Below are 19,619 nucleotides of genomic sequence, written 5' to 3' on the forward strand. Positions count from 1 at the left end.
ACACTGGTTTTATCGATAATCCTGCCAAACGGCCGCGACCATGCTGAAGACCGAAACGCCTGCCCTGGACCATGCCCAGCTCGACCAGTATCCGACCGCGGAGCTGGTGAACGCGCTGGTCGATGACCAGCTGAACGCGGTGAACGCGGTACGCGCCGCCGCGCCGCGCCTGGCCGCCGCCGTTACCGCCGCCGTGCCGCGCATGGAAGCGGGCGGACGCCTGATCTATGTGGGCGCCGGCACCTCGGGCCGCCTGGGCCTGCTCGACAGCGTGGAACTGTATCCCACCTTTTCCTGGCCGCATGGCCGCGCCGTGGCCCTGCTGGCCGGCGGCAGTGACGCCATGTTCATGGCGGTCGAAGGCGCCGAGGACGATATCGTCCAGGGCGCGGCCGACCTGCGCTCGGTGGAGGTGATGGCGAACGACGTCGTGCTGCTGATCGCCGCCTCCGGCGCCACCCCCTACGTGCTGGGCGCGCTGCGCGCCGCGCGTGCGGCCGGGGCGCTGACGATCGGCTTTGCCAACAATCTTGACGCGCCGATTGCGCTGGAGGCCGAGATCGGCATCACGCTCGACACCGGCGCCGAGATCATTTCCGGCAGCACCCGCCTGAAAGCCGGCACCTCGCAAAAGATTGCCCTGAACAGTTTTTCGAGTGCCTTGATGGTGCGTTTGAACAAGGTTTACGGGAACCTGATGGTAGACTTGAAGGCTACCAACGCCAAGCTGGTACGCCGCGCCATCCGCCTGACCTCGTTCGCCACCGGCGCCGATGAAGAGGCCGCGCGCGCCGTGCTGGAACAGTGCGATTTCCATGTCAAGACCGCCATCGTGGCCTTGTCCAAACAAACTGGTGTCGAGGAAGCACGCGCCTCCCTGGAAGCGGCGCGCGGCAGCGTGCGGCAAGCCCTGGCCGGGTAAGCAAGCCCTCAGGGCCGGCCAGGGCGGGCGCAGCGGTTCTCTTCATCCGATCACGAAAGCCTTATGCACACTTCGCAAGCGAAAAGTCCGTGGCTGTGGGTGCCCTCGCTGTATTTTGCCCAGGCCATTCCCTACGTGGTGGCGATGTACCTGTCGGTCATCATGTACAAGGACATGGGGATCTCGAACACCGACATCGCCTTCTATACCAGCCTGCTCTACCTGCCCTGGGTCATCAAGCCGCTGTGGTCGCCCGTGGTCGACATGTTCGGCACCAAGCGCGGCTGGACGGTATGCCTGCAACTGGTGATTGCCGCCTCGCTGGTGGCAGTGGGTGCAGTGCTGCACCTGCCGGCCTTCTTCAGCGTCAGCCTGGCCGTGATGTGGCTGATGGCCTTCAGTTCCGCGACCCACGACATTTCCGCCGACGGCTTCTACATGCTGGGCCTGCGCCAGAAGGACCAGGCCGCGTTTGTTGGCGTGCGCAGCACCTTCTATCGCCTGGCGACGCTGGCCGGGCAAGGTCCGCTGGTGGTGCTGGCCGGCTACCTGGCGGTGTCGCTGGGCGACGCGCACCAGGCCTGGGCTATCGTGCTGTTCATCCTGGCCGGCTTTTTTGCGCTGGCCTTCGCCTGGCACCAGCTGGCGCTGCCACGTCCGAAGGAAGACCACGCCGTGGCGCGCGGCACCAACCCGCTCGCCGAATTCTTCGGCACCTTTGGCGCCTTCTTCGCCAAGCGCGACATCTGGCTGATCCTCGGTTTCATTTTGACCTTCCGCCTGGGCGAGTCGCAGCTGCTGAAACTGGTGGCGCCTTTTCTCAAGGACCCGATCGAACAGGGCGGCCTGGGCCTCAGCACGGCCCAGTACGGCATCGCCTACGGCACCATCGGCATCATTTTCTTGACCATCGGCGGATTGGCCGGCGGCTATTTGATCTCGCGCCTGGGCCTGAAGCGCTGCCTGTGGCTGATGGTGTTCGCGGTGCACTTGCCCGACCTGGTGTTCGTGTACCTGTCGCAGGCGCAGCCTTCGAACTTCTACCTGATTTCGGCTTTCCTCGCGGTCGAGCAATTTGGCTATGGCTTTGGCTTCACGGCCATGATGCTGTACATGATCATGGTGGCCGAGGGCGAGCACAAGACGGCGCACTATGCGATCTGCACCGGCTTCATGGCGCTGGGCATGATGGTGCCGGGCATGTGGAGTGGCGCGCTGCAGGAATTCCTGGGTTATAAGAACTTCTTCATCTGGACCTGCCTGGCCACGATCCCGGCCTTTATCATGGCGGCGCTGGTGAAGATCGATCCGGAGTTCGGCAAGAAGTGATAGCGAAGGCGTCGACTCCATGAGCGGCCAAGGTGGAGCGACACCCGGCCGTCTCGACTCGCTCGACGCCTTCCGCGGCTTCACCATCGCCGCCATGGTGCTGGTGAACAATCCCGGCGACTGGCGCCATCTGTACGCCCAGCTGGCACACGCCAGGTGGCACGGCTGGACCTTCACCGACACCATCTTTCCCTTCTTCCTGTTCATCGGCGGCTTGGCCATGGCCCTGTCGCTGGGGCGCCTGGCCGCCTTGGGGGCCGACAAGCCGCAACTGCTGCTGAAACTCGCCAAACGCGCCTGCCTGATCTTCCTGATCGGCTTCCTGCTGAATTTCATCCCGCATTTCGACCTCGATACCGTGCGCATCCCCGGCGTGCTGCAACGGATCGCCTTGTGCACCCTGCTGGCCGCGCCCATCGTGGTGTATTGCGGCTGGCGCATGCAGCTGGCCATCATCGCCGTCCTGCTGAGTTTGTACAGCGCGCCCATGCTGTTCTATCCCGTGCCCGGCATCGGCGCCGGCGTGCTGGAGCCGGGCCAGGACTTCGGCGCGTATATCGACCGCATGCTGCTGGACGGCCACATGTGGGTGCAATCCAAAACCTGGGACCCGGAGGGATTGTTCAGCACCCTGCCCGCCCTGTGCAGCCAATTGTTCGGCGTGCTGGCGGGGCGCTTCCTGCTCTCGAAGCTGGACCGCACCGAGCAGATCGTGTGGATGCTGCTGGCCGGCCTGCTGTTCGTCTGGCTGGGCGTGGTGCTCGACGCCATCCTCATGCCGATCAACAAAAGCCTGTGGACACCGTCCTATTGTTTCCTGATGACGGGCTGGGCTTTGTTACTATTCTGCGCCTTCTTCTGGCTGCTCGACGCCAACCCCCACCGCGCGCTGCGCGAGGCGGCGGCGCGCTGGGCCAGGCCGTTCAAGATCTACGGCATGAATGCGCTGTTCATTTTCGCCTTGTCCGGCCTGGTAGCGAAGATGCTCGGCTTCATCAAGCTGATGGGGCCCGATGGCGCCACGGTGTCGCTCGGCCGCATGCTGTATGCGCCGCTGCGCGACTTGCCGATCGGGGCGGTGAACAGCTCGCTGCTGCATGCACTGCTGTTCAATGCCTGCATGTTCGCCGTTGCCTGGCTCATGTGGCGCCGGAAGTGGTTTGTCAAAGTATAGAACTCGAAACACTGGAAAGAATAAGGGGACTGGTAGTGCAAGCTGATAAGAAACGACGCGCGTTGACGCTGGCCGGCATGGTCGGCGCATTGGCCATGGGCGGCTTCCTGGGCGCGTGCTCGACGCCGACTACCCAACACGCCACCCTGCCGGACGGCAGCATCATCGGCAGCAGCGATACGCCGCCGGCTGCGCCGCGCGAATTCCGCGCCGCCTGGGTGTCGACGGTGGCGAATATCGACTGGCCGAGCAGGCAGAACCTGAACGCGGCCCAGCAGCAGGCCGAGGCCGTCGCCATCCTCGACCGCGCCAAGCTGATGAACATGAACGCCATCGTGCTGCAGGTGCGCCCGTCGGCCGACGCCATCTATGCCTCGCAAATCGAGCCGTGGTCGGAATACCTGACCGGCGCGCAGGGCAAGGCGCCCCAGCCCTGGTACGACCCGCTGAAGTTCTGGGTGACCGAGGCGCACGCGCGCGGCCTGGAGCTGCACGCCTGGTTCAACCCTTACCGCGCCCGCCACGACGGCGCCCGCTCGCCGGCAGCCAGCAACCACATCACGCGCAGCAATCCGGCGGCCGTCAAACGCTACGGCAAGTTCATGTGGATGGACCCGGGCGAGGAGTCGGCATCGAAGCAGACCCTGGACGTGATCCTGGATGTGGTGCGCCGCTACGACATCGATGGCGTGCACCTCGACGATTACTTCTATCCCTACCCGATCGAAGCGACCCCGGCCGTGGCCGGCAACCAGGCGGCGCTGGACGGCAAGCCTGCCACCAAGGCCGAGCTCGACTTCCCGGATACCCCGGCCTGGGACCGCTACCTGGCCGGCGGCGGCAGGCTCGACCGCGCATCCTGGCGCCGCCAGAACGTCGACCACCTGATCGAGGACATGTACAAGGGCATCCACCGCGAAAAGAGCTGGGTGCGCTTCGGCATCAGCCCGTTCGGCCTGGGCCGTCCGGATCGCCGTCCACCAGGCATTGCCGGCTTCTCGCAGTACGACAAGCTGTATGCGGATGCCGAGCTCTGGCTGCAGAAAGGCTGGCTGGATTACTTCACGCCGCAGCTGTACTGGGCGCGCTCGCAGAAGGCGCAATCGTATGACGTGCTGCTCGATTACTGGATCGGCCAGAATACGATGGGCCGCCACATCTGGCCGGGCCTGTTCACCAGCCGCATCGGCGCGCCGACCAAGGATTACCAGCCGCAAGAGATCCTGGACCAGATCAGCGTGACCCGTTCGCGTCCGCAGGCCGGTGGGCACGTGCACTTCAGCATGGTTGCGCTGATGCAGAACCGCAAGGGCATCGGCGACCAGCTGCGCACCCAGTCGTATGCAAGCCCGGCGCTGGTGCCGGCCACGCCGTGGCTGGGCAGCGAGAAGCCGGGATTGCCGGCGGTGAAGGCAACGCGCCAGGCGCGCGGCATGGCCCTGAGGTTCACGGCGGGCAAGGCGAATGCGCTGTACACGGTGTGGGAGCGGCATGGCAACGAGTGGAAATTCCACGTGGTGCCGGCTTCGAAGGTGGACTGGACGCTGAATGACGATGGGCGGCTGGGACCGGCGGATGCCGTGTTCGTGAGTGCCGTGGATCGCCTCGGGAACGAGAGCGACCGTATTCGGGTGTGGAGCAAGTAAATTCGTAGGGTAGACCGGGCCACGGGAGGCGGCTTGCCGTCCACGCGTTCAACCAGTGCTTGCAATCGTAGGGTGGGCGCCCCGTGCCCACGCGTTAACGAACGTTCGCATACCGCGCCGTTGATCAAACGGTGAAACCGCGTGGGCTCGAGAGCCCACCCTACGACAAGTAATCATGCCTATTTCTTCCTCTATCGGCCTCGGTATCGATGCCGGCGGCACCGAAACACGCTGGGCCTTGGCCACGGCCGACGGCAGCTTGCTGGCCGAAGGCACGGTCGGCGGCCTGTCCGCCCTGCAAATGGCCAGCAACGATGGCCGCCAGGCCGTGCACGCCACCTTCACCGAACTCGCGTGCAAGGTGCTGGCCGTTGCACGCCCGGACAAGGTGCACGCCGGCCTCACCGGGTTCGGCGGCGACGGCGAACAACTCCAGCAATGGCTGGCCGGCCTGCTCGGCATTGCGCCCGGCGCCATCACCCTCTGCAACGACATCGACATCGCCTACCGCGCCAGCTTCGCGCCCGGCGAAGGCTACCTGGTGTATGCCGGCACCGGCTCGATCGGCGCCTTCATCGACGCCGATGGCGCCTTCCACCGCGCCGGCGGACGCGGCGTGGTGCTCGACGATGGCGGCGGCGGCTTCTGGATCGCGCGCGAAGCCCTGCGCCACATCTGGCGCAACGAGGACGAATGCCCGGGCCGCTGGGAAAGTTCTCCGATGGCGCATGCGGTGTTCGACCATGTGGGCGGCGCGGACTGGGCCTGGTCGCGCCAGTTCATCTACGGCCAGGACCGCGGCACCGTCGGCAAGCTGGCGCTGGCCGTTGCCGCCAGCGCGGAACAGGACCCGGCCGCCGCGCAGATCCTGGAAAACGCCGGCCGCGAACTGGCGCGCCTGGCGCAGGCACTGATCGCGCGTTTCGGGCCGCGTCCGGTGGCGCTGGGCGGGCGCGCCGCAGCGCTGCATCCGGCGATCGCGGCAAGCATGCGCGCCAGTCTGCCGCCCGGCACTATCCTGACGCACAGCACCACGCGCGCCCACCATGCCGCAGCCCGTCTTGCAGCCATCCATTTGGCCGCCGCCGCCCCTTGACTCCGCTTACTGACTCATCACTATCCAAGATACCAATGAAAAAAATCCTTGCTGCCTTCATGATTGCCCTGCTGGCCGGTTGTACCACCCCCGGCCCGCGCATCGACAAAAGCCTGAGCGCCACCGGCCAGGCCAGCCGCGTGCGCTTCCTGGTGCTGCATTACACCGTGTCCGACAAGCCGGCCTCGATCAAGATCCTGACCCAGCAACAGGTCAGCGCCCACTACCTCGTCACCGACGACCCGCAGCCGACCGTGTATGGCCTGGTCGACGAGACCCGCGCCGCCTACCACGCCGGCATCTCGAGCTGGAAGGGTTACACCCAGCTGAACAGCAGCTCGATCGGCATCGAGATCGTGAACGCCGGCTGGAAAGATACCCCGCAGGGCCGCGTGTTCGCGCCCTTCCCGCAATCGCAGATCGACGTGCTGGTGCCGCTCATCAAGGACATCATCGCGCGCCACAAGATCGCGCCGGAAAATGTGCTCGGCCACAGCGACATCGCACCATTGCGCAAGCAGGACCCGGGTCCATTGTTCCCGTGGCACCAGCTGGCCCAGGCCGGCCTGGTGGTGTGGCCGGATGCCAACCGTGTAGCCGCCGTACGCCAGGTGTTCGACATCCAGGTGCCGGACGCCGCCTGGTTCCAGAAGAAACTCGCGGCCCACGGCTTCGCACTGGCCCAGACCGGCGTGTTCGACCAGCAAACCCGCACCGTGATCGGCGCCTTCCAGATGAAATACCGCCCGGCGAACATTGCCGGCGAACCGGATGCGCAAACCGCGGCCATGCTGGAGGTGCTGACCACGCCGGCGAACGCGCCGCTGCCGCCGGTGCCGCCTGCGCCGCAGTTGCCGCAGTTGCCCACCTCGCCTGTCGTGCCGGGGACGCCGGTTCCGGTGCCGGGTGTGCCGCCAGTGCAGGCCGTGCCGCCGGCGCCGGTGGTGCAGCCGGTTCAGCCTGTGCAGCCAGTACAGCCAGTACAGCCAGTTGCAGCGACCCAACAATGATCGCCGTCCTCACTTTTAACCTGTATCCTTCGACCGACCCGCGCCTGGCGCGGGCGTCCCACTGAAGGATTGAAGCAATGCGCCTGCGCCACATCGAAGTTTTCCACGCCATCATGCAAGTCGGCACCATCAGCGGTGCCGCCCAGGTTCTCCACATTTCCCAGCCGGCGGTGACAAAAGTGCTGCAGCATGCCGAACTGCAGCTGGGCATGCCGCTGTTCGAGCGCGTGCGCGGCAAGCTGTATCCGAAGCCGGAAGCGCACCGCCTGTTCGCCGAAACCGAAAAGCTGAACCGCGACCTGCAAGGCATCCGCCGCCTCGCCGCCAGCCTGAAGGGCCGCGCGCTCGAGACCGTGCGCCTGGTGTCCACGCCCACGCTCGCCATCAGCGTGCTGCCCGAGGCCATGACCCTGTGGCGCCGCGACTTCGGCGAGACCCGCTGCGAACTGGCGACTTACCACACCAGCGAAATCGTGAACGCCCTGCGCCTGGGCGAAGCCGATCTCGCGCTGTCGCTGCAGGACCCGCGCCACCCCGGCATCGTCGCCGAACCCATCGCGCAAGGCATGCTGACCGTGATGGCCCCGGCCGGCACCTGGAGCGAGGCCGAATGCGCCCAGCCGATCGGCGCCGAAGGCCTCACCGGCGAACTGATCGGCCTGGCCGACAACGACCCGCTCGGCGAAATCGTGGTGGCCGCCTGCGAAGCCCAGGGCGTGCAGCCGATCTTCCGCACCGTGGTCCAGACCTACCAGATCGCGCGGTCGCTGGTCGAAGCCGGCGCCGGCACCGCCGTGGTCGACCCGTTTACGGCCGCCTCCGCGGCGAACGACAAGGTGCAGCGCCGCCAGTGGGCGCCGGCCATGCCGGTGCAGATGTACCTGCTCTCGGCCAGCCACGCCCCGCTGTCGCACGGCGCGCGCGAACTGGCCAATTGCATCGCCGCCACCGCGCGCGCCTGTCTCGCGCGGGGAAGCCGATGAGCATTGCCGTACCCGGCGCGACGCTTGCCAGCGAAGACATCGCCGCCAGTCCGGCGTTCCGTCACCTGTCCTCGATTGCGGGCATCGAGGTCGACCTGCGCTACGCCAGCGCCAACAACTTCGTCGGCCGTGACTTGTATTCGCCCTACGACTGCGCCTGGCTGCACCGCGACGCCGCCGCCGCGCTGGAACGGGCCGTGGCCTGGCTGGCCGAGCACGCCCCCGGCCACACGGCCCTGGTGCTGGACGCCCTGCGCCCGCAGCGCGTGCAGCAGCAATTGTGGGACGCGCTGGCCGGCACCGGCCTGCAGATGTACCTGGCCGACCCGGCACGCGGCTCGATCCACTCGTACGGCATGGCGCTCGACATCACCCTGCTCGACCCGCAAGGCCGCGAGCTCGACATGGGCACCGGCTTCGACGACATGACGGACTTGTCGCATCCGGCGCTGGAAGAAGGCTTCCTCGCGGCGGGTAAATTAAGCGAGGCGCAGGTGGCGAACCGCCGCCTGCTGCGCGCGGCCATGTTCGGGGCTGGTTTCCTTGGGATCCGCACCGAATGGTGGCATTTCGATTGCGGCGACCGGGACCTGGTGCGCTCGACGTTCATGCGGGTGATGTAACTTCGCCGTCTATCAGGCGATGAGTCAGCGTGGGCACGAGTGCCCAGCCTACGAAACCCGCCGTTGTAGGGTGGGTTCTCGAACCCACCGATTGCATCGCAAGCACAAATATGCGGTGCCTGCCACCGCGGCACGCACGCGCACACTTGAGCTTTCTCATCCTTCCCCTTCATCCGCCCCGGACAATCGTTCCATACCGACGGAAGATGTGACGCCCCCGCTTGACACTCGAGGCCGCTTCTTCCGCGCAAACGATTCCATCTCCAACGGACAAGAGAGGTAAGTCATGAAAGCTTCGATGATGGCCGCCACCGTGACCATGGCCGCCGCGCTCGCAGGCTGCAGCACGGGCGGCAGCACCGGCGGCAGCAACATGTTCGCCTCGCGCGACACGGCGGTCGAATACATCCGCGTCTTCGACATCAAGACCGACGCAGCCGGGACCATGGTCGCGCGCGCCGCCAGCGAAGGCATCAGCCGCAACATTAGCAACGCCACCGTGGCCACGCCGGTGCCGGACAGCGCCGAGGTGCAGGACCAGCCCGGCCGCTTCAAGCTGGCCGATCCCGCCGGCGCACCGCCGGGCACGATCCCCGCGCGCGGCCCCAGCTGCGAAGGCGCCAGCTGGACCGCCAGGGCCACGCCCGACGTGCGCGGCAGCCAGGACATGAACATCGTCGCCTGCCTTTTCCCCTACAAGGGCGGCTACCACCTCGACCTGTACGCCGCCTTCACCAAGAAAGAAGGCGGCTGGCTCGAATGGCCGCGGCGCGCCACCGGCTACGTGCTCGGCACGCCCGACAAGTACGCCGAAAAGACCATGCTCGACATCGTGCGCACGATCCGCGAAACCACGAATGCCCAGGTGGCGCTGGTGGAAGCCAGGCCCGAGGTGGCGGGTGCGCCCTGGCTCGATCCATCCGGCGTGGCGCCGCGCAGCAGCCAGACCTCGAAACCTTGATGCCTTGACGCTTCGATGCCTCGATGCTTCCAATGCCTGAAATATTATTTCACCAGAGGAGCGCCGATGAAATAATCTTTCACCCGTACTCGGCTCGGTCCAGGCTTAATCAACCACCATGGTCTTCGCCTCCGGATCGGTCATGCGCACGAAACGCACGACCGAATCGGTGGTCACGGTATCGATCTGGCCGGCCATGCGGCGATCGAATGGGTGGTCGTCGAAGGCGACGTTGGCGCGGAACATGCGTCCGCCCAGGCGTGTGGCCGCCGGTACTTCCACCGTCAGCGGCTGGAAGCGCAGCGAACGCATCCAGGCCTGGGCCTCGCCGCGGGTTTCCACCTGCCCCGGTGGCGCCATGGCGGCGGCCAGGGATTCGAGCACCCACTGGTTCGAGTTCTGGTACTTGGTCGCGTACACGTAGGCCAGCATGTTGTAGTGCCCTTCATGCATGCGCTGCGGCGTGCGCGTGGCGAACAGTTGCGCGATGCGCTCCTGCGCGGCCGGGCCGGGGATTACGAGCTGGGCTTCGTGGCGGTACAGGTCGGTAAGGAAGAAATTGCCCATGCCCTCGTTGTAGAGGTGCGAGGCCGCCGTGCCGCACTCGTTCAGCTCGTGCACGACGGTCCAGCGCCCGGCCGGATGGTCGCGCACGGCCACGCCCATGTGCGAGTAGCGCAGGCGATAGCGGCTCAGGTCCTGGCCGGCGCGCGACACCAGCGCCACCTTCGCGCCGCTGGCGTCGAGCGCCTGCACGGTGCGCTGGGCCAGGTCCATCGACATCACGACCTCGGTCGGCGTGAGCGGTTTGTCGGCGCAGGCCTGGCCGGCCTGGGCAGGCAGGGCGCAGGCCAGCAGGACCAGTGCAGACAGCGAGGTCAGCGAGGCCAGCCGTTTCAGGAAGGCTGCATGCAGGCGCCGGCGCATGTCAGCCCGGCCGCGTAGTTCGGTTCGCGGAAACATCTCAGCTCACCCGTGCATGGTGCAGCAGGGCCTTGCCCACTTCGTTCGGGATGAAGGCAATCGCCTTGCCCGACAGGACCAGCACGTGGCCGGTGGAAGCCGTCACCACTTCCACTGCGGTGCCGGCCGCCACCGACAGGCCGCCTGCCACCGCACCGGACAGGCGCAGCGTCGCGCGGCTGCCATCGGCCAGGCTTTCGACCACGATTTCCAGGCCATCGCCGATCGTCTTGACGCTGGCGACCACCACGCTGCCGGCTGCCGCCACGGTGAGCACGGAACCGAACACGGCCACGCCGGACAAATTGGCGCTGGCCTGCGACGGCGCGGACTGGCCGGCCGCCGACGCCGTGGCGCAGGAGAAACTGAGGAGAGATGCGAGCAGGGAGGTGACCACAACACGTTTCATGAGATGCTCCTTTGATCAGGTGCAGCCATCATCGCGAAATCGCGGCCGCAGGCCAACCGGGGCCTGCGGAGTATTGTCTTGCTGACGGAAACGTATCGCCCGGCGATACCGGGTGCAGCTAGCGGTTATTGCGGCAGGACTGGCGACCCCACGGCCGGCGCCGGCGTGCCCGAGCGCGCCACCCAGTCCACCAGCGCATCGACCACGGCCCGGCCGCGTCCTTCGCCCGCGCGCTCGTCGTTCACCATCGCCACCACCACGTTCTGCACGCCACTGGCATCCGGCACGTAGCCGGCCACCGCCACCACGTTGCGCAGCGTCCCCGTCTTCAGGCGCGCGCGGCCAGCCGCCGGGCTGCCGTGCAGTCGGCGGCGCATGGTGCCGTCGACGGCGACGATCGGCATGCTGGCCTGGAATTCCGGCGCCCAGTTGCTGCGCAGCCCGGCCTGGAGCAGGCCGCCCATTTGCAGCGGGCTGATGCGCTCGATGCGCGACAGGCCCGAGCCGTTCTCGATCACGAAGCCGCTGTCGTCGATGCCGCGCGCGCGCATCCAGTTGCGCACCACCTGATCAGCGCGGGTATAGGTGCTCTGCCCCGGCACGGGCGGCAGCGGACGGCTGCCCAGCACCGGGTCGGCTTCCAGCGCGCCCAGGCTCAGGAACAGGGTACGGGCCAGCGCATTGTCCGAAGGTTTATTCGTATCGCGCACGACTTCCGGCAGGGCACGCGCGGTGTGCAGGGCCAGCAGGCGCGCATCGGGCGGCGCGATGCCCTCGAACGTCTTGCCATCGAGCGTGCCGCCGAGCTGTTTCCACTTCATGCGGAACAGGCCGTCGAGGTAATCGTCGCGGTCGACCACGTTGATGCTGTTGGTCTGGACGCAGTTCTTCGGGAAAGTCCCGCGCAGCACCAGCTTGATGCGGCCATCGGCGCCCTTTACCGCTTCCGGCAATTTCCAGCCATCTTCCCAGCGCGCGCAATTGGCGTCGATCAGGGTCATTTCCGACACCACGCGCACGCCGTCGAGTTCCGGCTGCATCGCCAGTTTCAGGCTCTTGCCGGTCGAGCGCATGTCGATCTGCAGCATGTTCTTGTTGACCAGCAGCGCGTCGGGAATCACGTTGTAATAGGCTTCCGGCGACTCGTCGAAGGGCGGCACGCCGCGGTCCTGGCGCGCCGGATTGAACAGGCTGCGGTCCAGCACCAGGTTGCCCGCGATGCGCTGGACGCCGGACAGTTGCAGCGCGCGCAGCATGGTGTCCAGCACCTCGCCCGACAAGTCGGCGTCGGCCCCGCCGCGCAGCACCAGGTCGCCCTGCAGCACGCCGTTCTTCACCTCGCCATTACTGAGCAGCTCGGTACGGCCGCGGAATACCGGGCCCAGCTGCTCCAGGCTCACCAGCGTCGTCACCAGTTTCATGGTCGAGGCCGGCTGCATGGGGCGGCCGGCGCCGTGCGCCAGTATGGTCTGGTCGCCGCGCAGCACCAGCACGCTCAGGTTGGCGGGTGCGATGCCGTTCGCCGCCAGCAAGGCCGTCACCGGCTGGGGCAGGCTACCCGCCGGCAGGATCGCGCCGGCCAGCTGCGGGATGCCGGCGGATGCCTGTGGCGTGGCCGACGAAGATTGGGATTGCGCGGCAGTCGCCTGCGGCACAACGGCGGAGGCCTGCGGCACGGCAGGGGATGACGACGGCGTAGCAGGCGCCCGCTCCACCTGCGCACAAGCAGACAGGCAAGCCAGGACGGCAATGGCGAGAGCGGGGCGACGGAACATGGGCATCCTTAACCGAAGAAGAGATAGGCGACGAAGATGGCGGCGATCACGCCGGCCAGGTCGGCCAGCAGGCCGCAGGAAATCGCGTAGCGCGTCTTGCGGATGCCTACCGAGCCGAAGTACAGGGCCACGATGTAGAAGGTGGTATCGGCCGAGCCCTGGAAGATGCAGGCCAGGCGCCCGACGAAGGAATCCGGGCCGTAGGTGGTCATGGTGTCGATCATCAGCGCGCGCGAGCCGCTGCCCGACAGCGGTTTCATGAGCGCGGTCGGCAGCGCCGGAATGAACTCGGTGTTCACGCCCAGTTGCACGAAGACCCACTCGAAACCGCGCACCACGAAGTCGAGGATGCCGGCGTTGCGGACCACGCCAATCGCGACCAGCATGCCGACCAGGTAGGGAATGATGGTGATCGAGGTCTGGATGCCGCCCTTCGCGCCTTCGATGAAGGCCTCGTAGACGTTCACCCGCTTGCGCAGCGCGCCGACCATGAAGATGACGATGATCGAGAACAGGATCAGGTTGGCGGCGACGGTCGACACCAGCTGGATCTGTTCCTTGTTCAGGAAATTGCTGAAGTAATAAATCATGGCGCCAATCGCCAGCGTCATGCCGCCGATCCAGCCGCCCAGCACCGGGTCGAACAAATTGATGCGCTGGCGGATGCCGACCACGATGATGCCGGCCATGGTGGCGACATAGGTCGCGATCAGGCAGGGAATGAAGATGTCGGCCGGATTCGCGGCGCCGAGGATGGCGCGCTGGGCCATGATGGCCAGCGGAATCAGGGTCAGGCCCGAGGTGTGCAGCACCAGGAACATGATCTGGGCGTTACTGGCCGTGTCCTTGTCCGGATTCAGGGTCTGCAGGCTTTCCATGGCCTTCAGGCCGAAGGGCGTGGCGGCGTTGTCCAGGCCGAGCAGGTTGGCCGAGAAGTTCATCACCATGTGGCCGTTGGCCGGGTGGTCTTTTGGTACTTCCGGGAAGATGCGCGAAAAGAAGGGGGCAATGAAGCGGGCCAGCACATTGATGGCGCCGGCTTTTTCGCCAACGTTCATGATGCCCAGCCAGAGGGTCATGACGCCGGCCAGCGGCAGGGCAATATCCATCACCGCCATCTTGGCCGAGGTAAAGGTGCCGTCGACGATGCGCTTGAAGATTTCGGTATCGCCGAGGAACAGCCACTGTGCCAGTGCTGCGACGAAACCAACGAGGAAGAAACCGGTCCAGATGTAATTTAATGCCATGTTCAGTCCGAAAGGGCGGGCCAGGCCGCCGCGCGTTCACCGCCGCGGAGGAGATCACGGCATCGTTGTGCACGATTGTGCAGCTGAGAGTATAGGCGCACAGCAAGCTGCAAAGATGAAAGAATGCAGCGGCGCCATGCACAAAAGTTATGGTGGACGCCGCGTTTATGGTCGTGGTCGCGTTATCGGGCTGCATCCCGTACGGTGGGGTCATTGATGCCGGGGGCATCAATGACGTGCCCACGCGGAACGATGATCATGGTTGACGCTCGTTTTATCGAACATCGCGCCTTTCGGCGACGTGTCCAAAAGCGTCCCGCTACCCTCTGTATCCGTGGTTGAGCCGCGGAGCGAATCATCACCGGCGCAGGTGCAAGGACGCGCACGTAACCGCGTGGGCACGGAGTGCCCACCGTACGGTCGCGCTTCCGACCCCGATGGTCAACCGGCCGCTCGGCCCTTATCGGCTCCGTTTGCGTCCATCAACCACCCCGCCTATGATACGAACGCTCAACCAGGACATGCACAAATGAAACTACGCTCCGCCCTGCCCGCGCTGCTGTTCGCATCCGGCGTCTTTGCTTTCCCTGCTGCGGCCCAGGCCCCAACGGCGCCATCAAGCGCAGCCCCGGAAAAAGTCCTGCGCATGTTCCTCTCCACCAGCGAAACCGGCCTCGACCCCGCCGCCGCGTCCGACATCGCGACCTTGTCCTTGTTGGAAAACATCTTCGACCCCCTGCTGCGCTACGACTACCTGGCGCGTCCGGTAAAACTGCGCCCCAACACGACCACGCAGATGCCCGAAGTCAGCCAGGACGGCCGCACCTACACCTTCCGCCTGCGCCCCGGCATCCGCTTCACCGACGACCCCGCCTTCAAGGGCACCAAGCGCGAAATGTCCGCGCAAGATTACGTTTACAGCATCAAGCGCCTGTACGACCCGACCCTGAAATCCCCATGGTCGTACATGTTCGACGGCAAGATCGAAGGCGACGAAGCGCTCAAGAAGCATTTTAGTATCGACACGTCGGTCAGCGGCCTGCAAGCCCTCGACCGCCACACCCTGCGCATCCGCCTGAAGGAACCCGACAACAACTTCCTGTTCTACATGGCCACGCCCGCCTCCGGCGTGGTGGCGCGCGAGGTGATCGAGGCCTATCCCGGCCAGGCCGGCAACCACCCGGTCGGCACCGGCCCCTTCCTGGTCAAGGAGTGGAAACGCAGCGACCGCATCGTCCTGCAAGCCAACCCGTATTCGACCGCCGTGTTCCACGCCACCCCCGGCAGCGACGCCGAAGCACAAACCATCGCCAAAGAACTGGAAGGCAAGCGCCTGCCGCGCGTCGACCGCGTGGAAATCAAGATCGCCGAGGAATTCCAGGGCCGCATGCTCGGCTTCCTGAACGGCGAATACGATTACCTCGAGCAGGTGCCCGAATCGATGACCGACATGGTGATCCGCAACGGCGCGCTGAAACCGGAATTGCAGGCGCGCGGCATGCAGCTGTCGCGCTTCCCGGTGCTGCAGACCTATTACATGTGGATGAACATGAACGACCCGGTGCTGGGTGGCTACAGCAAGGACCGGATCGCCCTGCGCCGCGCCATCTCGCTGGCCTACAACAGCGCCGAAGACATCGCCCTGCTGAAAAAAGGTTTTGCGATCAAGGCCGAGTCGCCGCTGCCGCCGAACGTGCTCGGCTACGACCCCCATTACCGCAGCCCAGTACCCTACGACCCGTCCCTGGCCAACGCCCTGCTCGACCGCCACGGTTATGGCCAGCGCGATGAAGAAGGGTTCAGAAAAGCACCCGATGGCAAGCCGCTGACGCTCACCATGCACAGCGAAGCCACGGTCGGCGGCCGCCTGCGCGACGAGCTATGGAGAAAATGCCTGAACGCCATCGGCCTGCGCGTGGTGTTCAAATCGGACAAGAAAACCGAGATCATCAAGGCCTCGCGCCTGGGCAAGGTGACCATGTTCGAAAGTAACTGGATCGCCGACTTCCCCGACGGCGACAATTTCTACCAGCTGCTCTACGGCCCGAACGCCGGCCGCGCCAACTATGCGCGCTTCAACCTGCCGGCCTACAACGAACGCTACGAACAAGCACGCGCCTTGAGCGACGGTCCGGCGCGCCAAAAACTGTACTTCGAGATGAACCAGCTGATCCACGCCTACAACCCCTGGGTGCCGCTGACCCATGTGCTGTCGGCGGATATCCGCCAGCCGTGGCTAAAAAACTACAAGCGCCACCCTGTCGAATTCACCAACTGGCGCTACCTGGACGTCGATGTTGCGCAAAGAGCACGCTCCTCAAGCAAGCGCCCCTAGCACTTACTCATTTTCCAACTATAAACATTCCTGGAAGTTATACTTCCCGGCGCTTATTTCATTGGCTCGTGCCAAATAATCAGGCTTACCCTCAAATCAAACATAACGTCTTGCCAAGCCGCTGCGGACGCGCAGTGCCTGGACAGGACGACGGAAAAAGCAGCGATCGGCCGCTCGGCCCGCATCGTCCACACCTCAGGAGAGACGCGTGAAAGTAAAAAAACTGGCCCATCTGATTGCCCTGATCGGCGTCGTCAGCCCGGCGGTCGCACAGCAGGTGCAAACGCCGCCGATGGCACGCGTCGAGATCACCGGTTCCAGCATCAAGCGTATCGCCAAGGAAGGCGCGCTGCCGGTGCAGGTGATCACCTTCGACGACATCGAAAAACAGGGCATCAACACGACCGAAGAGCTGGTGCGCACCATTTCCGCCAACGGTACCGGCGCCGACAACATGACCTCGGGTAACAACGTGTTCGGCGCCGATGCCGACCGCGTCAGCGGCGGCGCCTCGTTTGCCTCGCTGCGCGGCCTGGGCCCGAACAGCACCCTGGTGCTGCTCAATGGCCGCCGCATCGCCACCCACGGCGGCAGCGGCAAGGCGGTCGATTTGAACTCGATCCCGCTGGCAGCCATCGCGCGCGTCGAGATCCTGAAGGACGGCGCCTCGGCCATCTACGGCACCGACGCCGTCGGCGGCGTGGTCAACTTCATCCTGAAGACGGATTACCAGGGCCTCGAGGCCAGCGCCAACGTGAACGCCACCGAAGCCGGCGGCGGCCTGACCCGCCGCGCCTCGATCCTGGCCGGCACGGGCGACCTGGACAACGACCGCTACAACGTCATGGCTTCGCTGACGGTCGACAAGAACAACATGCTGCACTCGCACCAGCGCGACTTCGCCAACGGCTTCCAGCCCGCGCGCGGCCTGTCGCCGGACACCACCGGCACCCCGTTCGCGAACCAGCTGAGCGGCGCCGGCACCGCCCTGGGCGCCAACTTCCAGATGCCGGGCGACGCCACGCGCTACCTGCAGGCCAGTTTGCTGAGCCTGCAAGGCAAGTGCGATTCGATTCCCTGGATGTCGCAGTACCAGAGCCAGCTCTGGCCCGACGTCACCCCGGTGACCCGCAGCCGCTATTCCTGCGCCTACGACTACGGCGCCGACTACGTCATGGCGCCGCCGGTCGAGCGCGCCAATGCCCTGCTGCGCGGCGTCTTCCAGATCGCGCCGGGCCACCGCCTGTTCGCCGAAGGCCTGGCCTCGCGCTCGGAAGTGACCTCGATCCTGACGCCGATGCAGATCTCGACCTCGCTGGCCACGGGTAGCGCCTACCCGGTCGGCGGCGCCTATTACCAGGACCTGTCGCCCTACATTTCCAGCTACAACCGCAATCTGCCGATCATCTACAAGTGGCGCGCCACCGACTTCGGCAACCGCACGATGGACAACACCACCGAGGGCGCGCGCCTGCTGGTGGGCCTGGAAGGCAGCTTCGGCAAGTACGACTACAAAGTGGGCCTGTCGCGCGCCATCAGCAAGACCCAGACCACGCTGACCGACGGCTACGCCTACACCACGCCGATGTACCAGGCGCTGGGCACCGGCAAGATCAACCCGTGGCTGCAGCCGGGCCAGAGCCAGACGCCGGAAGCGATGGCGCTGATCGAATCGACCAAGTTCCGCGGCGATCTGCAGCACGGCCGCACCACGCTGACCCAGCTCGATGGCTCGGTATCGGGCGAGATCTGGGACCTGCCGGCCGGTCCGCTGGCCGCCGCGGTCGGCTTCGACCTGCGCCGCGAGGGCTATGCCTACGGCCAGGACGCCGACGCGACGGTCGTCTGGCAGGCGCCGGGCAATGCCGCCCTGAAGGCGGCCGAGCGCGACATCAAGGCCGTGTACGCCGAGCTGATCGTGCCGGTGATCAAGGACCTGGAAGTGCAGCTGGCCGTGCGCCGCGACCACTACAGCGTGATCGGCGCCACCACCAATCCGAAGGTCGCCTTCCGCTACCAGCCGGCCAACTGGCTGCTGCTGCGCGGTTCGGCGAACAAGGGCTTCCTGGCGCCGAGCTTTACCCAGCTGTATTCGGCCTCGCTCGACCAGGAACTGCCGAACGGCGTGATCGACCCGATCGGCTGCCCGCTGAACCCGGGCGACCCGGCCTACTGCGCGATTGCCCGCCTCGACTACAAGAGCGGCGGCAACTCGAACCTGAAGCCGGAAACCTCGAAGCAGGGCACGCTGGGCGTGGTGGTCGAGCCGTTCAAGGGCTTCTCGGCCTCGGTGGATTACTGGATGATCAACACCCAGGACAAGATCCTGAACCGCACGCCGCAGATCATCCTGGCCAACCAGCCCGGCCTTTCGGCCAACGTGATCCGCAACAACGACGGCAATCCGGGCACCATCGAGTACGTGCAGGCCGGCTGGATCAATGCCGGCGGCGTGAAGACCCGCGGCGCCGACCTCGGCCTGCGCGGCGACGGCAAGTTTGGCGACTTCAAGTGGAGCGCAGGCCTGGACGGTACCTGGACCCAGCACTTCCAGTTCGCCGAACTGGCCGGCCAGGCCTACAAGGAATACGTGGGCAATTTCTACACGCGTGATTTGTACCTGCGCTGGAAGCACAACGCCACCTTCACCGTCGCCCGTGGCGACTGGAGCGGCACGCTGAGCAACAACTTCGCCAGCGGCTACAACGACCAGGTGCCGAACAAGGGCATCGGCGCGCCGCCGCCGGGCTTCGACCCGACCGTGTCGAGCTATACCACCTGGGGCCTGTCGACCAAGTACACCGGCATCCAGAACGCCTCGATCACCTTCGGCATCCAGAATCTGTTCGACCGCGACCCGCCGTTCACCGCGCACAACGTCGACGAAGTCGTGGGCGCCGGCTGGGATCCGCGCGTGGCCAGCCCGCGTGGCCGTTCGTTCTCGCTGTCGATGAAGTACAAGTTCTTCTGATTTGTCGCTTCGTTTGCGGCCCGCAGCCGAAGGAGGCCCGCGCCTCCACGGCGCGGGCCGTTTTTCATTGAAACCGAACGCATGTCCAGCATGACAATCAGCCGGCGCGCCTTTGCCGCCTGGCTCGCCGCCGCCGCGCTCCTCCCCGTCTCCAGCGAGGCAGCCAGGCCATGCA

At 65.8% G+C, this 19,619-nt stretch carries 15 protein-coding genes; 11 read left to right on the plus strand and 4 right to left on the minus strand.

The window, feature by feature from the left end; translation table 11 throughout:
• The first annotated feature begins 40 nt into the window (after positions 1 to 40).
• The 9 genes from QWL29_RS16165 (at position 41) to QWL29_RS16205 (ending at position 9,744) form a co-directional block, all read left to right on the plus strand.
• Positions 41 to 922 (plus strand): N-acetylmuramic acid 6-phosphate etherase, encoded by an 882-nt coding sequence (locus tag QWL29_RS16165; protein ID WP_305823898.1) that lies wholly within the window; start codon positions 41 to 43, stop codon positions 920 to 922.
• Positions 923 to 985: 63 nt separating this feature from the next.
• Positions 986 to 2,251, plus strand: a complete 1,266-nt coding sequence (locus QWL29_RS16170; RefSeq protein ID WP_305823899.1) for an MFS transporter — start codon at positions 986 to 988, stop codon at positions 2,249 to 2,251.
• A 19-nt stretch (positions 2,252 to 2,270) separates the two neighbouring features.
• Complete coding sequence (locus QWL29_RS16175; protein ID WP_305823900.1) at positions 2,271 to 3,425, plus strand: acyltransferase family protein; 1,155 nt, start codon at positions 2,271 to 2,273, stop codon at positions 3,423 to 3,425.
• A 77-nt stretch (positions 3,426 to 3,502) separates the two neighbouring features.
• Entirely contained in the window at positions 3,503 to 5,071 is a 1,569-nt protein-coding gene (locus QWL29_RS16180) for a glycoside hydrolase family 10-like protein (protein ID WP_305823943.1), read from the plus strand.
• 175 nt (positions 5,072 to 5,246) lie between these two features.
• Positions 5,247 to 6,167 (plus strand): N-acetylglucosamine kinase, encoded by a 921-nt coding sequence (locus QWL29_RS16185; protein WP_305823901.1) that lies wholly within the window; start codon positions 5,247 to 5,249, stop codon positions 6,165 to 6,167.
• A 35-nt stretch (positions 6,168 to 6,202) separates the two neighbouring features.
• Complete coding sequence (locus QWL29_RS16190) at positions 6,203 to 7,177, plus strand: N-acetylmuramoyl-L-alanine amidase (RefSeq protein WP_305823902.1); 975 nt, start codon at positions 6,203 to 6,205, stop codon at positions 7,175 to 7,177.
• Positions 7,178 to 7,254: 77 nt separating this feature from the next.
• Positions 7,255 to 8,160, plus strand: a complete 906-nt coding sequence (locus QWL29_RS16195) for a LysR family transcriptional regulator (RefSeq protein WP_305823903.1) — start codon at positions 7,255 to 7,257, stop codon at positions 8,158 to 8,160.
• Entirely contained in the window at positions 8,157 to 8,783 is a 627-nt protein-coding gene (locus QWL29_RS16200) for a M15 family metallopeptidase (protein WP_305823904.1), read from the plus strand. Before QWL29_RS16195 ends, QWL29_RS16200 begins: the two co-directional genes overlap by 4 nt.
• A 286-nt stretch (positions 8,784 to 9,069) precedes the next feature.
• Complete coding sequence (locus QWL29_RS16205; protein ID WP_305823905.1) at positions 9,070 to 9,744, plus strand: hypothetical protein; 675 nt, start codon at positions 9,070 to 9,072, stop codon at positions 9,742 to 9,744.
• 105 nt (positions 9,745 to 9,849) lie between these two features.
• Here QWL29_RS16205 and QWL29_RS16210 read toward each other — a convergent pair whose 3' ends face one another.
• The 4 genes from QWL29_RS16210 to QWL29_RS16225 all read right to left on the minus strand — a co-directional run bounded on the left by QWL29_RS16210 (position 9,850) and on the right by QWL29_RS16225 (position 14,138).
• Entirely contained in the window at positions 9,850 to 10,707 is an 858-nt protein-coding gene (locus tag QWL29_RS16210; RefSeq protein WP_305823906.1) for a DUF2145 domain-containing protein, read from the minus strand.
• A gap of 1 nt (position 10,708) precedes the next feature.
• Positions 10,709 to 11,116, minus strand: a complete 408-nt coding sequence (locus QWL29_RS16215; RefSeq protein WP_305823907.1) for a hypothetical protein — start codon at positions 11,114 to 11,116, stop codon at positions 10,709 to 10,711.
• Positions 11,117 to 11,241: 125 nt separating this feature from the next.
• Positions 11,242 to 12,891: a D-alanyl-D-alanine carboxypeptidase/D-alanyl-D-alanine endopeptidase gene (gene dacB, locus QWL29_RS16220; protein WP_305823908.1), complete on the minus strand. Its 1,650-nt coding sequence runs from the start codon at positions 12,889 to 12,891 to the stop codon at positions 11,242 to 11,244.
• Positions 12,892 to 12,899: 8 nt separating this feature from the next.
• Complete coding sequence (locus tag QWL29_RS16225) at positions 12,900 to 14,138, minus strand: spore maturation protein (RefSeq protein ID WP_305823909.1); 1,239 nt, start codon at positions 14,136 to 14,138, stop codon at positions 12,900 to 12,902.
• A gap of 529 nt (positions 14,139 to 14,667) precedes the next feature.
• Here QWL29_RS16225 and QWL29_RS16230 point away from each other — a divergent pair.
• Positions 14,668 to 16,473 (plus strand): ABC transporter substrate-binding protein, encoded by a 1,806-nt coding sequence (locus tag QWL29_RS16230; protein WP_305823910.1) that lies wholly within the window; start codon positions 14,668 to 14,670, stop codon positions 16,471 to 16,473.
• A gap of 208 nt (positions 16,474 to 16,681) precedes the next feature.
• Positions 16,682 to 19,444: a TonB-dependent receptor gene (locus QWL29_RS16235; protein WP_305823911.1), complete on the plus strand. Its 2,763-nt coding sequence runs from the start codon at positions 16,682 to 16,684 to the stop codon at positions 19,442 to 19,444.
• Positions 19,445 to 19,619 lie beyond the last annotated feature (175 nt).

Source organism: Massilia brevitalea (assembly GCF_030711405.1).
In the GTDB taxonomy this organism is placed as follows: domain Bacteria; phylum Pseudomonadota; class Gammaproteobacteria; order Burkholderiales; family Burkholderiaceae_D; genus Telluria; species Telluria brevitalea.

Coding starts and splice junctions, on each gene's coding strand:
- QWL29_RS16165 (WP_305823898.1), top strand. CDS start 41: ATGCTGAAGACCGAAACGCCTGCCCTGGACCATGCCCAGCTCGACCAG.
- QWL29_RS16170 (WP_305823899.1), top strand. CDS start 986: ATGCACACTTCGCAAGCGAAAAGTCCGTGGCTGTGGGTGCCCTCGCTG.
- QWL29_RS16175 (WP_305823900.1), top strand. CDS start 2,271: ATGAGCGGCCAAGGTGGAGCGACACCCGGCCGTCTCGACTCGCTCGAC.
- QWL29_RS16180 (WP_305823943.1), top strand. CDS start 3,503: ATGGTCGGCGCATTGGCCATGGGCGGCTTCCTGGGCGCGTGCTCGACG.
- QWL29_RS16185 (WP_305823901.1), top strand. CDS start 5,247: ATGCCTATTTCTTCCTCTATCGGCCTCGGTATCGATGCCGGCGGCACC.
- QWL29_RS16190 (WP_305823902.1), top strand. CDS start 6,203: ATGAAAAAAATCCTTGCTGCCTTCATGATTGCCCTGCTGGCCGGTTGT.
- QWL29_RS16195 (WP_305823903.1), top strand. CDS start 7,255: ATGCGCCTGCGCCACATCGAAGTTTTCCACGCCATCATGCAAGTCGGC.
- QWL29_RS16200 (WP_305823904.1), top strand. CDS start 8,157: ATGAGCATTGCCGTACCCGGCGCGACGCTTGCCAGCGAAGACATCGCC.
- QWL29_RS16205 (WP_305823905.1), top strand. CDS start 9,070: ATGAAAGCTTCGATGATGGCCGCCACCGTGACCATGGCCGCCGCGCTC.
- QWL29_RS16210 (WP_305823906.1), bottom strand. CDS start 10,707: ATGTTTCCGCGAACCGAACTACGCGGCCGGGCTGACATGCGCCGGCGC.
- QWL29_RS16215 (WP_305823907.1), bottom strand. CDS start 11,116: ATGAAACGTGTTGTGGTCACCTCCCTGCTCGCATCTCTCCTCAGTTTC.
- dacB (WP_305823908.1), bottom strand. CDS start 12,891: ATGTTCCGTCGCCCCGCTCTCGCCATTGCCGTCCTGGCTTGCCTGTCT.
- QWL29_RS16225 (WP_305823909.1), bottom strand. CDS start 14,138: ATGGCATTAAATTACATCTGGACCGGTTTCTTCCTCGTTGGTTTCGTC.
- QWL29_RS16230 (WP_305823910.1), top strand. CDS start 14,668: ATGAAACTACGCTCCGCCCTGCCCGCGCTGCTGTTCGCATCCGGCGTC.